Origin of the sequence: Comamonas sp. F1-6 (assembly GCF_039581415.1) — a bacterium.
GTDB lineage: Bacteria > Pseudomonadota > Gammaproteobacteria > Burkholderiales > Burkholderiaceae_C > Comamonas > Comamonas thiooxydans.
Genome location: NZ_JBCPWN010000015.1, coordinates 122,956 through 137,088, shown reverse-complemented (window position 1 = coordinate 137,088; position 14,133 = coordinate 122,956). Strand labels below are relative to the sequence as shown.

The following is a 14,133-nucleotide window of genomic DNA, read 5'->3' as shown; positions in this document are numbered from 1 at the left end:
TAGACTTTTTCATGATCGTTCCTTTGAATAGCGAGTTTTCAGACAAGTGAAAGAAAGAGTGTGTGTGAGCAAAAGACCATTTGCAGATATGCAAAAGGCCCCTGTTAACCGTCAACGAGTTCTGGAGTGCTTGGTTACGTTCCAAAACAGGCGTTCGGTAAGGCCAGTTTCAGAAAATGACTAAGAAACAGTAATACCCTGTTTAGAAATATTTTCTTAACAAAATAAATTCAATCAAAAAATGATTGAGTTATTGTGTTTTGTGCATGGTGTGCTATTGAATAAATAGCACCCATGGGAAAATTCTTACAGTGTTAAAAAAAGTAATCTATATTTCCGTTTACTTTCCATGTCCAATGTTTCAATAACAAAGGGTTTATATCTATTTTTCACGCATCTGCTGCAATCAATACCACATATTAGAGTTTTAATTTGTAAAAATATAAACCACGTATTTCTTTATTTACTTTTAGTGGATTTTAAAAAAGGGAGATTTTATTTTTCGCGTGACTGCCAACCAATCTATCTACTTGCTGGGGTGTCACATGTATCTAACCGACGCATCTATGAGTTCACGGTCTGACGTCGGCAGAACTGAAGGCGCATCTATTGCTTTCGGTGGCATGTGGCCATCCGACATGAAGGGGCAGCAGAGCCAACCTGTGCGAGTCTTTCTGGTCGACGAAGACAGACACATCAGGAACGTGATCGCGCAGGAGCTCATGCGTGACCCGCGCACTCTTCTGGTAGGGCAGGCTTCCAGCTACAAAGAGGCTCGCAAGAACGTCTTTTCTCAAGAGTTCGACGTACTCCTCATCGACCTGTCTATTGGCGAAGGCCAAGGAGCTGAGCTGCTGGAGTCCATCCAGCTAAAAAGGCCTGACGTGCTATGCATCGCAATTTCTGCAAGTGAAAGCGACGATGCGGCCATGGATGCTCTTAAGAGAGGCGCTGTTGGATACCTGGTAAAGAACTCATGGTTTGGAAGCTATTTGCAGGCTGTGCTGGAAGTAGCCAATGGTGGGGCTGCGATATCGCCCCGTGTGGCGAAGAAAATCATTCCCAAAATATTCAAGGCATCTATGCAGGGGGAAAACATCTCAATGCATAAAAAATTCGAGTCGCTGACTGAAAGAGAAGTAGATATATTGAAATTGATAGCTCAAGGAAAAACCACTCAAGAGATTTCGTCCTACCTGGAAATCAGCCCATTAACTGTGGCAACACATGTAAAAAATATTTACGGAAAAATGCAGGTCAGAACCAGAGCACAAGCTGTCAGATATGCGATGCTGACAGGTATCATTTAAACTCTCTTTTTTATCTGAGTTTTAAGTTCGAGATAAATGGATTTTTTCTTACAGATGTTCTTTGATTGATTATCTTTGACAAGAGAATTTATTCGTCAAGTTGCAGACGCTTTTTACCTGACTGCTTTCAATTGTGCAGCCCCTGTTTGGTAATGTTCAAAAGCCTTCGCAACCTGGGTATGGGCAAGGCTTTAGGTGGTAGAGACCATAGTGTTTGGATACCACTCCGCAACCAGCATTGCTGCTTGTGCATGAGCCAATTGCCAGTGCTCCTTTGACGTGCTACCGGGGCGGTCTGGCAATTCAATGTGCCGATCCGCAGCCCGGATAGCAAACCAGAACCTGCGACTCCACCCATCGTTAAGCGGTGGCTTATGAAGTGCCGGTGAAGTAATCACTATCACCCTCTTACCGGCCGCCCTGGCGTAACCAATCTCAACCAGAGTGTCGTAGGCTTCCAGATCTTCAAGATAGGCCACAACTACATCAGCCCGAGAAATGCCTTGGAGCGCTCCACGGTATGCGGCGTTCTGTGCTCTGTCAGGCGAGCACGGAGTCACTCCATGCATGTACCCGTGGTCGCTGCCTCTGGTCTTCCATGGACCCGAGTACATGAACCTTGTGCGCGTTCCATAAAAGACCATTTCTTGCGGCGGCGCGATCAGTACGTCAGCTTCCGAACTTTCCGTTTCTAAATCACCGAGGGCATTGGATTTGGAAACATCGAAGATTCGCCAGCAAGAAAAGTCCCCGCCTGGCTTCTTGTTGTCTACAGACTCTCCCATCCTGCCCGCCATGTAGACGAGAGGGAGTGCGAGATGGACTTGGCGAGCCGCTTTTCTAGCCTGTAGCCAGTTTTCGATATCAGCCTCGAACCAGCCAATGCTTCTATTGCTCATCGGCGTTGGGTGAGGAAACTTGTCCTGCCGCAAGAGCTTGTAGAGCATCGATTTTGATAGCGCTGTCCGAATCAACACCTCATCCATAGGGATGACATGTTTAGTGACACGTGACGCGCTCTCCCTAGACATATGGCCTCTTGAATTCGGATGTTAGGTGCATGCACCATAGTTAATCAATGCAATAGATATTGATTCTTGATAGTTGATATCAATGTAGGAAACACTCTAACACGGGAGTAGCGCAAGAACGATTTGCATTTCCAGTATTGCTTATTGCCGCCGGAAGAGCTGCGCCAGTTCAACATCGTCAACGCCTTCGCCAAGCCCAATGAAATGTGGGGCGTCCCAATTGAAATCGACCCCAACACCACGGGCGTGATGATTGCGGTCGATGGGACTGAAATGCCTTTAGTCGAAGGCTACTGAGGAATCTGCTGACTCAGGAGGTCTTGCCCAGCACCCCAGCCCAAGCCTCTGCAGTCCTTGTGGCTGACTGCGACAGGCCATCCTGGGCGGCCTGCAGACTCTGACCACCGCCAGCAGGGCAATTGCTGCAGCCGGCATTCGGGCCACAGGTGCAGACCGCTGTAAGCGTCTGAGAGCCGCGGCCCTGAATTGAGTTGACCACATCCCGGATAAATGTCCCCAGTTCATCCGCGTTCTTGGTGTTCACCAAATGAGGCGCCAGCGCATGCACAAGGGAATACTCCAGGTCGTTGCGGTGATTGCGCAGCACCCCGACCACGTTCGACCCTAGTGTGCCACCCGTCTTGGGTTCCAGCTCCTTGAGCTTCTTCAGGATCTTGTCGCCCACTTCCACGATGGGCAGCGCCAGCAGCGCGGAGCTGAACAGCGCGAACAGCATGATGTCGATCACCAGGGCCGAATCGCTGCAAAGGCGGTAGCCGAACACGGCCAGGAACAAGGCGATGACCACATAGAGGATGGCTGTCGCGTGCTTCTTGATGAATTGCATGGTTACTCCAGATTCCGGCAGCCGGCCGGTGCGGGCCGGAAGGCTTAGAAAGCAGAGATGCGCTCGCCCAGGATCACAGACAGCTCGCGCATCACATCGAGCTGGCGGCGCATGCGGGCCTGCTCGTCGGGGTCCAGCTGGCGGAACAAGGCATTGCGCAGAATGAACTCGTCCAGCCTGGTGATACGGATGTCCGTATCCTGCTTTTCGTCCAGCACGCGCTGCTGGTGGGGTGGGACCGTGCAACCCACTACCTGCCAGTCTTCGGCCAGGCAGTCATTGACACTCGGCACCCAGGTGCTGACAGTCTCGTCCACGTTCTTGATGGCGAAATACGGGTTGTAGGGCACCATCGCGCCCTCGCCAAAATGTGCCTTGGCCGCGCCGGTCTGTGCTGGGTAGCTGGCAGCAGGCACCAGATAGACGAACAGGCCTTTGCCGTTCCAGCCGGTACGTTGCAGGCGCTTGCCCAGCTTCAATTCCTTGATGGCGTCACCGAAATTCATTGAGGGTTCTCCTTGGTCTGAGGGATCACTGGCCAGGCCGCGCGGCAGGTTGCCGCATCAGCTGCGTGGCCATCAGCTCGGATTGCCAGCTCCGTGTATCGCTGGCTGCACTGTCCGAATACGTTGTTGAGGGAACGGGCGTACTCGATGAGGGCGGCGGGGGAAGCGTCAGCAAGTCGTTGCTCGGCATCGGACAGTTGCTTGCGCAGGCCGTCACGCTCGCGGCGAGCGCGATCAGCAGCAGCCTGCAAAGCGGCCTGCTTCTGGATGGCGTCATTCAGGGCTCCTTGGTATGTGGCGTTGACCGTGCGTTCGACGGCCAGCACGCGGCGGCCGGCGGCCGTGCGTTCATCGGCGATCTGCTCGCGGTATTGGATGGCCTGCAGGCGCTCGTCGGCCAACTCGGCACCCAGGCGCGCAGCCTGAAAGGACCAGGCCAAGGCAGCGCCAGCCGCTGCGGCGGCCAGTGATGTGTAGACGGTCAGCCGCGCCATGACAGCCCCCACTCGCAGAGCTCGGCATTCGCATCGCCGCGGATCTTCAGCCCGGGCAGCACCACGGACACGCCATTGACCGTGCCCTTGTTCCAGCGCACGTTTTCACGGCAGGCCTTGACCCAGTTGCCCCCGTTCGCATCACGCCTCATGGTGCTGGTCTGGAAATTGCTGTCGCCCTTGTTGTGCAGGAAGTCGAAGAACGTGGCCTGCTGGAAGGAGTTGTAGCTGCCCCAGTAAGTCAGTGAACGCTTGGCGATCTGCTCATACTGCACATAGCGCTTTTTCTCCAGGCGGAAGCATTCGGCAGGGCTGTACCACTTGCCCGCAACCACATCCTTGCCCGTCAGTCCGTTGCATACCGTCAGCGGCTGCCCCTTGCCCAGCTTGTCCACGTAGGGCGTACCAATGTGGCGATTGCTGGACTCATAAAACGCGGCCATGACCATGGCGATGCGCATGCCATCGGGCATATCGGGATCGGCGGCGACTGCCTGGATGTACTGATTCTTTTGGACCTCGGCCGTCGCGGCCTGATCCACGTAGTAGCTGCCGCCACCAATGCCGGTCAAGACCAGCAAGGCACCAATGCTGGTGCGCAGCTGTGATGGAATCTTGCTCATGGCGTGCCCCCTACGGCAGCCTTGGCCTTATCGCGCAGCTCCTGGCGCGCCTGCTCATGAACGTAATCGCGGCGCCACTTCCAAATCAGATAGGCCGCCTGCAGTGCCACAAAAGCGATGGTGGCCACCACTGCCCAATCACTGAGAGGAAGCCCGCCCAATCGCGCCGCACCGGCTGATGCGGCTCCTGGCGTGGTCTGCACGGCCGCAATGGCTATGTCTTGTTTTTGCTCGGCACTCAGATGCTGGTGAATGCCCAGCAGCGCCAGCATTGATGCGAGAGCTTTTTTCATGCCCCCGAAGTTTTCCGGGAGCAGGCTCAGTGGTCGAACCCTAGAGGGGTGTACGCCTAACTGCAGGCGGCTAACGACCAGGAGAGGGCACTACTTAGTATCGACCGGTGGAATCCCCCCAGGCAGGCATTGCAGTAAGGCATCCCGCGTAGCTTGCTCGAAGCCTAAGAGTGGTGTCACCGCTGCACAACAGGGATCAGAAGACAGCGTCTGACATCTCTTGGAAATGTTGGGCGGTTCACTAAAGACGAACTGGAAGGGCCTTAGAAAGCTGTGTCGAATGATCAATAGCTTATGGATGAGATCAACTGGGAGTTCAAACTTTCTTAGGAATGAAAATCTTGCCGCTATCGGTGATGATTGGCTTGATCATGGCGCAATATTGATCGATGATTTTTCGCGTAGATTTGTTGTTCTTAGACACACGTTCTGCCCAGGTTATCTGACTGGTGAAGTACTCATCCTCTAGGTGTTCGCCAAGGGTGTGACCAACACAATTAAGCGTGGCAAACATCCCAAGTCGATCTAAATGTTCGTCGCTAAATCGGCGCTCGTGAACGTGAGCACCTCTCACGCTGATTAAATTCTCTAATGGGGTGTAAACCATCTCCTTGATTGCTGCAGGTAGGGGTCGTGCTCCATAGAGCCGAGAGATTTTTTTTCCATAGGCAGTCATGCGCTGCTCAAGGATGTACATTTCCTGAAGATAGGAGCCAATTAGGAACTTTAGGTATCTGTCCTTGCGTATTGCCTTCCTACGGGAAGGTGGAGCCTTTAAGAGCTCTTCAAGCAGTTCCAATGTATCCATAGATTCCCCGATCTCTGTAAACCCCCGGAAGATTTCCTCAAACATCGTGTCAGTTGGACGGTGGTGCACTTCACCAGCCTGTTTTTTTTTAAATGCAGGGTCTAAGTAATCTGCTGCAAAATCTGCCATCAACGCTAGTAGCTCATCATGAGCACTTACAGCGGCTACCTTTTTTACTTTCATTCCTAATCGTCGCTTTCTATCAAATTGATATCTCTGTCTACGAAATAGCTTGTAGAAAAATATGCCTTCTCCTCAATGGCTCAATCTTCTTCGAATTTAAGTCCGATCGGCGTTCAAATGCGACCTTTCTGAATTTGCATGGACATGCTGATGATCATTTTTGAACGACTGAAAATTCCGTGCGGCAGGCATAGACCCTCATTGTCCAAGTACCTGCAATGGGTCGTTGCCCGCCCCTCCTCACTGATCGAGCGAACCGCTGTAGCTCCAGCTGCTTGAGCCCGAGATACCAGCCGACGCAGACACCATGCTCCAGGCGCTGGCCACGCGCTGCGCTGAAGTCGTGAGGCCAATCTTGGCCGCCTCCAGCCGCACGGCATTACTCTGGATCGCCACATCGGCATTGAGCTTGGCGGTCTGCAGGCTGATGTTGCTGCCGGCCTCGTACTGCTTGATGTCGGCCTCCCAGCGGCGCGTATAGTTCGCGGCCGTAGCCTCAATGGCATTGGCGCTCACCTTGTAGCCATCCACCAGAATGGCTGATTGCTTGGCTGCGGCGTCCATCTTGGACACCTCGGCCGACAGGCGCGCCTTCCAGCCATCCCACTCCAGGCCCTTGGCCGCAATCTTGGCCTGGGCCTGGGCAATCGCCACCCGGGCGCGCTCGGCCTGGGCGCTGGCAAAGGCGCTGTACGCCTGTACCTGGGATCGGTATGCATCCTGCTTGATGGCCTCGCCCTGGGCGCGGGCCTTGTACAGCTCCACCTTGGAAGTCTCGGCATTGATGGTCGCCACAAAGGCACGGATCTGCTCGCCGCCGGCCTGGATGCGGGTCTGCTCCAGGCTCACCAGGGTCTGGGCCGCCTGCACGCGGGTCTTGTAGATCTCCACGGCCGCCATGCGCCCATCAATCTCGGCCTTGTAGCGCGCCACCAGCGACTGATTGATCTCGGCCTTGGTCTGCTCGGCCTGCAGCATGGCCTTGTAGACCTCCACCTTATTCATCTCGGCCTTGATGACGGTTTCATAGGCCATGGCATAGGCACGGTAGCCATCCAGCAGTGCCTTGAAACGCTCAAGCGCCGCGTTATGGGTCGCAATGCCATGGTCGGCCGTCGCCTTGGCTGCTTCAAACGACAGTCGATCCAGTTGCATGGCCTGGTCCATCAACTGGCCTTCCAGCGCCAGCCCCTGGGTGATTGCGTCCTTCACATTGGCCTGTTCCAGATCGGCCTGCTTGATGGCGATATCGCGCGACAGGCCCGAGAGCTTGTCGTAGAACTCACGGCGGGCATCAGCCAGCTGTCCGACCAGCACCCCGGAGGGCAGAGGGAACCCCAGCGCCTCGGCCGCGCGCATCACCTCCTGCTCGCGCGCCAGCGCCACCTGGGTTTCGCGGTCGCGCGATCGATCCCAGATGGCCTGCTCTGCTTCGGGCTTCAGCCCGGTACCCCCCTGGATGCGGGCGCTGATTACGGCCTGCAGATTACTCAGCAACTGCGAGGCATAGCCTGGCGCGCGCTTGAACTCAAAGGGAGCGGGCTCCAGCAGTTGCAGCTCGGGCATGTCGTCCAGCTTGGCCAGCCAGTCCTCATGCAGATTCACGCCGCCAAAGCTATGCGTGGTCAGCGCCAGAAACGCCGGCGCGTCAGGCAGGCTCACATCGGGCGCATCGGGAATGGTCACCTCGCGCATCTGGGGCAAGGCCGGGGCCTGGCCGATCACCAGCTCGGGAGCTGCGCCAAAGTCCATGGCCGGCGGCTGCAGATCAAAGCCGGGGACCTCTACATCGGGCAGGCTAGCCAGATCCAGATCGCTCGGCATATCGCCCGGGGCGGTAAAGCCGACCTTGGGCAGCTCGGGCAGGTCCAGCACTTCGGGCAGAGATGGCGCCGCGATCGTGCCCCAGCGCACGCTGATGGTGGGAGTCGGCAGCACCAGGTTGTTGAAAGCGTCCTGCATGGACTTGGACTCGCGCAGGGCCTGGTCAGCCAGAGCAATCGAGCGCTGGTACTTGTCCTGAACAATCTCGGCCGGGCCGTTGAAATCAAACTCTGCCATCTCAAACTCTCCTTGTCTTGGACTTGACGCTCATCACCTCCACGCGGTCCAGCGTGAAGGCCTGGCCGTCTGGGGTGCTCAGGCCGAAGCCCAGATAGTTCTCGCGGATGCCCTTGCCCACCGGGCAGCGCGTCTGGTCGCTCTCGCGCAGCGGGAAGGGGTAGCTCCAGCTCTGGCCAGGGCCGTACACCGTGAACCGGGCTTCGCCCTGCCCGCGCATGGACAGATAGACCATGGCAATCTGCTGCTTCAGGGTGTTCTCGCGCAGCGTGGCCGGCAGGCGCAGCTCGGTCGTGATCGGCAGGCCTGCATCGTTATCGCCGCCAAATGCAAAAAGGCCATCCACGCCCGCGCAGTGCGTGGCCGTGACGCTATCAAAATCGTGGCGCGTGTACTCGGTGACGGCGCCGCTCAAGGTGTTGCAAACAATGGTGCTCATGGTGCTATGCAGAGGCTATGAATCCGGTCATCTGAGCCGGGTTGATGGGGGCGATGGACGCCAGCGGCACGGGCGAGCCCCGGGGCGGAAGTGCCCAGGCCGCAATCACTTTGTCCTCCTGCAGTAGCGCCACAACGCCAGCGGCACTGCTGCCCTGCCAGCTCCCCGGATCGATGGCGGCGCGCACCGCCAGCGATGGCAGGGCCTCCAAACTGGGCCAGGGAATGGGGTAGCTCTGGGGCGTGAGCGTGGCGCCAGTGATCACTACTTCCAGCGGCGCGTCGTATGAGGGCACGTAATAAGGCACATCGCAGCCCACAATCAGCTGCTCGCCTTCGGGGCCCGTCGCCGGAAGCTGCCCTTTCTCGGACATGGACTGGTATTCGGGCGGCACGGACCGCTCCAGATCCTGGGTGGCCAGCCAAGAGCCTTTGCCGCCGGTCACCGATGCCTCGGCAACGCCGGCCAGCGACTGGCGAAAGAACACCTGCCCCTTGCGCTCAAACACCACGGCCGCCTTGGTGCCGCTGGTCGTGACCGTGCTCGCGTCATTGACACCAGCAGGCACAAAGGCCTGTGTCACCACCTCCAGATAGGCCACGAATTCCAGCAAGGGATCGATATACAGCAACTGCCTGCGCGCGGCGACGCCCTCGACGGCACGGATCGTGAACAGCTCCGGCTGCAACAGCTCGTTGTTGTGGCGCACTTCGTAGCTGTATTCGGTGACCACTTGCACATCGACATCCAGAAGGGCTATCGACCCCCAGGGCGTCTGCAGCAGCTTCTTGGAAACCAGCTGGCCGCTACGCGTCTTGACGGCCGCCTCGCTGATCGCTGCACTGGCAATGAAGTCACGCCACTCCTGCAATACAGCGGCACCAGCTTCTCCCTCGGGTAGCTGAAACAAGAGGCTGACGCGGCCGCCTTCTGGCGGATCTTCGATGTTCTCGACGTTGATATAGCGGTAGAAATATATGCCGTCTCCCCGCGCCAATGCCTGCGAGTCTGCATCCGGGCGATCCAGGCGCACGGTCACATGCTGGCTATCCTGCGACTGCAAGTTAAAGACTTGCCGGTCATCATTCCAGCCATAGCCCAGCAGCACCGGCGCGCTGCGGGTGAACTCATACTGATAGACCCAATCCCAGGCCACCTGCCTCGTGAAATTCACCTGCGCCGGAGCGATGCCGCCCTCGCGGAACGGCATCACGAACACGCCGGATTGATTCGACCTCATCGAGCCTTGCGAGCTCTGACGCCATTGCGGCGAAGTGGGAGGAAAACTCACACCCGCCGGTATCACCACCGTCATGCTGGCCGAGCCCACAGGCACCGTGTCCAGCTCATAGCCGCCGGCCGAATTGATGCGCAGCTTCAGCTCGTGGGTTAGTGCCTGCTCGGCAATCCACTTGCGCTGCGCCAGGGCTGGAAATTCATTCAGGCCGATGCTCTGATTAGGGCTCACCACGCCCACGCTCACACCGGTACCGCCGCGCAGCCGGCTCTCGCGCGCCACACCGTTCACATCCGCAAACACGGTGTCAGCAGGCAGCACTGGCGTGAAGGTCGCAATGACTTCGGGTACCGCAAACACTTCATCCGGGCTGATGGCAAAGGACGCATCGGACACCAGCGGCGCCTCGGCCACACTCACGCTCTGCTTGTCCAGCTTCGCTTGGACATAGGCACCATGGACGCCGATAAAACCCAGGCCGCCATTGGCATCGCCGTAGGCCATACCCAGGACAATGCTGCTCGCGCTTCTGGGCTGCTGCAGCACGGCATCGCGTCGGCGATGTTTACGGTTGGGCATTTCTTCAATGCCGTCCCCTCGGCTCGTCGCGTCCGTGAAATAGCGCGCACTGCGGTTGGAGATCCAGGCTCCCGTGCCGCCAAATGCACTGTTCACCTTGCGATAGCGCCAGCGGCCGGCGTGATAGCCGACCAGGTACAGTTGCCCCTCAGTGCGAACCAGCACGCCCCGATCCCCGCTTTCCAGATCGGGCTGCTCGGGCCACAGCTGCACGATGGTGGTATTGCCCACCGTGGTGATGCGGTAGGGGCTGCCGTCGCCCAGCACGCCGCTTTCGGTGGGGTTGGGCACATGAGCAAACGTCGCCCGCCGCGCAAAGTGCGCAAAAGCATCCTGCACCGCCTTCACCTGGTCACGCGAAGCACTGCCCTCCTCAACGCGCAGCTGCACCGGCGCCAGCCCGTTGAAGGCCTCGCCCGTCACCCTGCGATTGAAGGGATTGAACAACTCAGCCATGCGGCACCGCCATGTACTGAGGAATGCCGTTCACCTCGCGGAAGGCCGCACTCACCTCCGTGGCCTGGGTCTTGAACCGGTTGGCCGTCAGGCTGGTGGTCTGTCCACCATCAAAGCCAGCCACCACTTCGCCGCCAGCAATGCACAGCATGGCCGCGCCCGCTCCGGTGCCGTCGCCCAGCGCCACCCGATGGCCTGGCGCCTCGATGCCCGATCCCAACACCACCGGGCCGCGCTTGGTCGCCGTATAGCTCAGGCCGTCAAAGGTCTCGCCGCCCAGAAAAATCAGATCCTGGGTCGTCCCCACATAAATGCCCGTGTCCACCGGTACCAAGGCCGTGATGTCAGCCGTCATGGGCTTGAAGTCACGCCAGTCGCTCAGATGCGGCACGGCGGGCCGGCTGGCCCACAGCACCTTGCCCTGGGCCACAAGCACACGGCCGCGCCAGAACGCCATCAGCGTGCCATCTGGCAGCACCCGGGCGCCCAGCGTGCGGGCCGGCAGCACCAGCGCACTATTGCGCCCGCCGAATTCAAAGCTGCGCTCCACCGCGGTACCGGCAAAGAACATGCCCTCGCCATCGCGCCCACTCAGGTAGACATTGAGGGCATGGCCCGGCAGCTGCGGCAGCCCATCCAGGCGCAGGCCGCCTTGCAGCACCGACACCGGCTCGGACACCCGCACCGGCCCCTCTGCGCGGTCGCTCAGGCGCACATGACTCAGGCCATAGCGGTAATGCCCCGGCTCCAGCTCGCCAAAGGCAAAATCCAGCGCGCCGAGCGATGCCGGTTCAGGCACCGTGAGCATCTGGGCTGTCAGCCCGTCCGTGATGCCGCGCTGCAGCCCCGTCGAAAACAGCATGCGCCCATCCGGCAGATTGCAGTACCAGACGCGCTCGGGGCCGATATTGGGCCATAGCACCGTGATAGCTCCGCCCGCAGCAATCGAAACCAGTGCGCCCCCGGTCGTCGCCAGCTGAAAGCCGGCCCCCTGCCACAGGTTCTTATGGCAGACCTCAGACAGGCGCTGGTAGCCACCGCGGCGCGATACCTCGCCATCCAGGCCAATATCCACATCCTTGGCGGCCAGCAAGTCAGAGGCTTTCAGACGATGCTCTGGCTGCACATTGTTGATTCCGGTAAAGCTCTTGAAGGTCAGCATTGATGAGTCCTTGCAACGATCGGGCGGCCCAACTCCAGGGCAAAGCTCTGGCGCACATGGAAGGCATAGGCCAGCGGGCCGGGATGGCCAAGCTGCAGAGCATCAGCCGACTCGACCTGCACCACCCTCTGCGCCAGCCTGACGGAAGGCACGCCACCCACGGCCAGAGGGATGCCTGCCGCCCGCAGGCCTGTGTGAATCCCCGCCCGCCCCAGAGTCAGAACATGCCCACTGGCCGGCTTGACGACCTGTACCGTGCGCGGCTGGCCCAAGGCCATGGCTTGGCTGGGTGCAGCCTTGGCTACCTGCACCATCCGCGCGCTGCCCATGCGCAATGCATCCGCGCTTTGTGGCTTCACCACGATGGACGGCAGCTCGATAGCCGCCGCGCCAAAGCGCATCGCGCGCGCCGCCGGCACCTGGTAGGTCACCGAAGGTTGCGGCTGGGCCTGAGTCGCGGTCGCCTGGCCCGCCACGCACATGCCCAGGCCCCAGGGCTTGAGCTCCACATCGGTGCCGGTCTTGACCTTGGCAGCGCCCAGCGCCAGCGCGTCGGCAGGCTCGGGGAAAACCGTCAGCACCAAACGGGCCTGGCCTTCAACGGCCATTTGCAATGGCGCCGGGTACAGCGTGGCCTGGAACTTGGCCGTGGGCACGCCGGCCTGCGCCAGCGCCAGCGAAAGCGGGCGAATCGGCTGCTGAGTCCTGTGCGCGCCCAGCGCCAGCGCGTCGGCCGATGGCGCCAGCAACACCCGCACAGCGGTTTGCGTGCCGCTGAGCGCCATGGGAATGCCGCGCGTAGGTACCAGCGGTGCTTCGGACGAGCCTCCTGAGCTATTGATGGAAGCGCCATTGATGAGCGGATAACTCATGAACCGCCATCCACCATAAAGACACCGCGCCAATAGAAGCGTCCAGGGATGGGGCCACCGACGCCGGCTTGAGTGACCGTGACTTTAATGTCTTCGACCAGCGCGCCACCGGCGGCAATCGGGATGCGATGGACGCTCAAGTTCCCGCTGGCCACCAGCGAATCCAGGCTCACGGCATTGGCAAAGCGGGTGGGATCGGCCTCGGTGCCAAGGGAAACCACGGGCATCTGCGTCACATCCGTGCTCGCGCGCCCCATAAAGCCCACCTCGGTCACCATCAGAGGGTGGCGAAAGTTGGTGCTCTGCACCACCGGCATGACCTGCGGCACCAGGTTCCCGCGCAGCGAGTTGTCCTCGGTATCAAGCACCGACAAAATTTCGCCGGGGATCAATGCGGGTTCTTCGCTGAAGGTCAGGGAATCAATCGCTTTCTCGACCACCACATCGGCCCAGTATTGATAGCCGTTGGGCGTGGAAGGCGTGAACACCGCGCCTTGCTTGAAGTTGTTGTAGCTACCAGCAGCCCAAGCCTTGGGCGCCCCAATGTCTGCCGGCCAAAAGCCTCCGGTACTCTCATGCGCCAGCGCCAGGTCCTGCCAGATCCGGTAATGGTTACCGCTGTACTCTCTGTCTTTTGGGCGCTGGGCTGGCAAGGGCTGCAGCACGGGGTAGGCGCCGAGCTGCACCGCCCAATCGACGAGCGAACGTGACCTGAACACAAAACTGTTGGTTCCAGCGGGGCGCTTCTCGCCTGCCTCGACCGCAGCACCGAGCAATACCGACTGGTTCTCGCCACCAATGCGCGCCACCGTGCCATCGTCCTGCAAGAACGACTCCAGCATGCCGGCAGTCACATTGGCGCTGACCTTGGTGCCAACAGGCCACGCCTTGGCCAAGGTCCCTTCTTGGGCGCGAAACACCTCAAAGATATTGGTAAAGCGGGTGTATACATGCACGATTTCAAACACACCGGGCATGCTGTCATGGGTGAGCGTGACGGGCTGGGCGCGATCCAGCTGACCAGTACCTTCTACAAACAGGTCCGCATGCGCTGGATCACTCACCTCAAATACGTAGTAACTGCCATCCCCAGGAACCCAGGACTCCGGCAGATCTTCATACTGACTGCCATCCGGCAAGAGGGTGTAATACGGTGGAGGGGTGTCCAGTAACGGGGTCTGCAGCGCAGCTTCAGCGCTATTGCTAAAAAGCATCTTGCGGGCCATGGCGCT

15 protein-coding genes are annotated in these 14,133 nt (G+C 58.9%); 2 read left to right on the top strand and 13 right to left on the bottom strand.

Annotation, left to right across the window (positions count from 1 at the left end):
• Nucleotides 1-623: 623 nt before the first annotated feature.
• The gene (locus AAIL66_RS16155; protein ID WP_343497219.1) at nucleotides 624-1,310 is read left to right on the top strand and encodes a response regulator transcription factor; all 687 of its coding nucleotides are present in this window, start codon (nucleotides 624-626) and stop codon (nucleotides 1,308-1,310) included.
• A 191-nt stretch (nucleotides 1,311-1,501) separates the two neighbouring features.
• Here the strand turns inward: AAIL66_RS16155 and AAIL66_RS16150 are convergent, their stop codons facing one another.
• Nucleotides 1,502-2,296, bottom strand: coding sequence for an AlpA family phage regulatory protein (locus AAIL66_RS16150; protein WP_343497215.1), 795 nt, complete (start codon nucleotides 2,294-2,296; stop codon nucleotides 1,502-1,504).
• 168 nt (nucleotides 2,297-2,464) lie between these two features.
• Here AAIL66_RS16150 and AAIL66_RS16145 point away from each other — a divergent pair, with 168 nt between their 5' ends.
• Complete coding sequence (locus AAIL66_RS16145) at nucleotides 2,465-2,638, top strand: hypothetical protein (RefSeq protein ID WP_343497220.1); 174 nt, start codon at nucleotides 2,465-2,467, stop codon at nucleotides 2,636-2,638.
• A 13-nt stretch (nucleotides 2,639-2,651) separates the two neighbouring features.
• Here the strand turns inward: AAIL66_RS16145 and AAIL66_RS16140 are convergent, their stop codons facing one another.
• The 12 genes from AAIL66_RS16140 to AAIL66_RS16085 form a co-directional block, all read right to left on the bottom strand.
• Nucleotides 2,652-3,188 (bottom strand): hypothetical protein, encoded by a 537-nt coding sequence (locus AAIL66_RS16140; protein WP_343497214.1) that lies wholly within the window; start codon nucleotides 3,186-3,188, stop codon nucleotides 2,652-2,654.
• Nucleotides 3,189-3,232: 44 nt separating this feature from the next.
• Nucleotides 3,233-3,694, bottom strand: a complete 462-nt coding sequence (locus AAIL66_RS16135) for a DUF2829 domain-containing protein (RefSeq protein WP_343497213.1) — start codon at nucleotides 3,692-3,694, stop codon at nucleotides 3,233-3,235.
• Nucleotides 3,691-4,188, bottom strand: a complete 498-nt coding sequence (locus tag AAIL66_RS16130) for a hypothetical protein (protein WP_343497212.1) — start codon at nucleotides 4,186-4,188, stop codon at nucleotides 3,691-3,693. Before AAIL66_RS16130 ends, AAIL66_RS16135 begins: the two co-directional genes overlap by 4 nt.
• Nucleotides 4,176-4,811 carry an endolysin gene (locus tag AAIL66_RS16125; protein ID WP_343497211.1) on the bottom strand — a complete coding sequence of 212 codons (636 nt, stop codon included), beginning with the start codon at nucleotides 4,809-4,811 and terminating at the stop codon, nucleotides 4,176-4,178. The genes AAIL66_RS16130 and AAIL66_RS16125 overlap by 13 nt, the downstream gene beginning before the upstream one ends.
• Complete coding sequence (locus AAIL66_RS16120) at nucleotides 4,808-5,104, bottom strand: hypothetical protein (protein ID WP_045839765.1); 297 nt, start codon at nucleotides 5,102-5,104, stop codon at nucleotides 4,808-4,810. The genes AAIL66_RS16125 and AAIL66_RS16120 overlap by 4 nt, the downstream gene beginning before the upstream one ends.
• A 316-nt stretch (nucleotides 5,105-5,420) precedes the next feature.
• Nucleotides 5,421-6,095 carry a hypothetical protein gene (locus AAIL66_RS16115; RefSeq protein ID WP_343497210.1) on the bottom strand — a complete coding sequence of 225 codons (675 nt, stop codon included), beginning with the start codon at nucleotides 6,093-6,095 and terminating at the stop codon, nucleotides 5,421-5,423.
• 240 nt (nucleotides 6,096-6,335) lie between these two features.
• A complete protein-coding gene (locus tag AAIL66_RS16110) occupies nucleotides 6,336-8,156 on the bottom strand; it encodes a hypothetical protein (protein ID WP_343497209.1) in 1,821 nt (606 codons plus the stop codon).
• 1 nt (nucleotide 8,157) lies between these two features.
• On the bottom strand, nucleotides 8,158-8,595 hold the full coding sequence (locus AAIL66_RS16105; RefSeq protein ID WP_343497208.1) for a hypothetical protein: 438 nt from the start codon (nucleotides 8,593-8,595) through the stop codon (nucleotides 8,158-8,160).
• Nucleotides 8,596-8,599: 4 nt separating this feature from the next.
• Entirely contained in the window at nucleotides 8,600-10,867 is a 2,268-nt protein-coding gene (locus AAIL66_RS16100) for a hypothetical protein (RefSeq protein ID WP_343497207.1), read from the bottom strand.
• Nucleotides 10,860-12,029, bottom strand: coding sequence for a hypothetical protein (locus AAIL66_RS16095; RefSeq protein ID WP_343497206.1), 1,170 nt, complete (start codon nucleotides 12,027-12,029; stop codon nucleotides 10,860-10,862). The genes AAIL66_RS16100 and AAIL66_RS16095 overlap by 8 nt, the downstream gene beginning before the upstream one ends.
• Complete coding sequence (locus tag AAIL66_RS16090; protein ID WP_343497205.1) at nucleotides 12,023-12,901, bottom strand: hypothetical protein; 879 nt, start codon at nucleotides 12,899-12,901, stop codon at nucleotides 12,023-12,025. The genes AAIL66_RS16095 and AAIL66_RS16090 overlap by 7 nt, the downstream gene beginning before the upstream one ends.
• On the bottom strand, nucleotides 12,898-14,127 hold the full coding sequence (locus AAIL66_RS16085) for a hypothetical protein (RefSeq protein ID WP_045839772.1): 1,230 nt from the start codon (nucleotides 14,125-14,127) through the stop codon (nucleotides 12,898-12,900). The genes AAIL66_RS16090 and AAIL66_RS16085 overlap by 4 nt, the downstream gene beginning before the upstream one ends.
• Nucleotides 14,128-14,133: the final 6 nt, after the last annotated feature.

Excerpts from the sequence above, each read along its gene's own strand:
- AAIL66_RS16090 (WP_343497205.1), bottom strand. The coding sequence starts at position 12,901 with ATGAGTTATCCGCTCATCAATGGCGCTTCCATCAATAGCTCAGGAGGC.
- AAIL66_RS16135 (WP_343497213.1), bottom strand. The coding sequence starts at position 3,694 with ATGAATTTCGGTGACGCCATCAAGGAATTGAAGCTGGGCAAGCGCCTG.
- AAIL66_RS16100 (WP_343497207.1), bottom strand. The coding sequence starts at position 10,867 with ATGGCTGAGTTGTTCAATCCCTTCAATCGCAGGGTGACGGGCGAGGCC.
- AAIL66_RS16110 (WP_343497209.1), bottom strand. The coding sequence starts at position 8,156 with ATGGCAGAGTTTGATTTCAACGGCCCGGCCGAGATTGTTCAGGACAAG.
- AAIL66_RS16095 (WP_343497206.1), bottom strand. The coding sequence starts at position 12,029 with ATGCTGACCTTCAAGAGCTTTACCGGAATCAACAATGTGCAGCCAGAG.
- AAIL66_RS16115 (WP_343497210.1), bottom strand. The coding sequence starts at position 6,095 with ATGAAAGTAAAAAAGGTAGCCGCTGTAAGTGCTCATGATGAGCTACTA.
- AAIL66_RS16140 (WP_343497214.1), bottom strand. The coding sequence starts at position 3,188 with ATGCAATTCATCAAGAAGCACGCGACAGCCATCCTCTATGTGGTCATC.
- AAIL66_RS16130 (WP_343497212.1), bottom strand. The coding sequence starts at position 4,188 with ATGGCGCGGCTGACCGTCTACACATCACTGGCCGCCGCAGCGGCTGGC.
- AAIL66_RS16085 (WP_045839772.1), bottom strand. The coding sequence starts at position 14,127 with ATGGCCCGCAAGATGCTTTTTAGCAATAGCGCTGAAGCTGCGCTGCAG.
- AAIL66_RS16155 (WP_343497219.1), top strand. The coding sequence starts at position 624 with ATGTGGCCATCCGACATGAAGGGGCAGCAGAGCCAACCTGTGCGAGTC.
- AAIL66_RS16120 (WP_045839765.1), bottom strand. The coding sequence starts at position 5,104 with ATGAAAAAAGCTCTCGCATCAATGCTGGCGCTGCTGGGCATTCACCAG.
- AAIL66_RS16125 (WP_343497211.1), bottom strand. The coding sequence starts at position 4,811 with ATGAGCAAGATTCCATCACAGCTGCGCACCAGCATTGGTGCCTTGCTG.
- AAIL66_RS16150 (WP_343497215.1), bottom strand. The coding sequence starts at position 2,296 with ATGGATGAGGTGTTGATTCGGACAGCGCTATCAAAATCGATGCTCTAC.
- AAIL66_RS16105 (WP_343497208.1), bottom strand. The coding sequence starts at position 8,595 with ATGAGCACCATTGTTTGCAACACCTTGAGCGGCGCCGTCACCGAGTAC.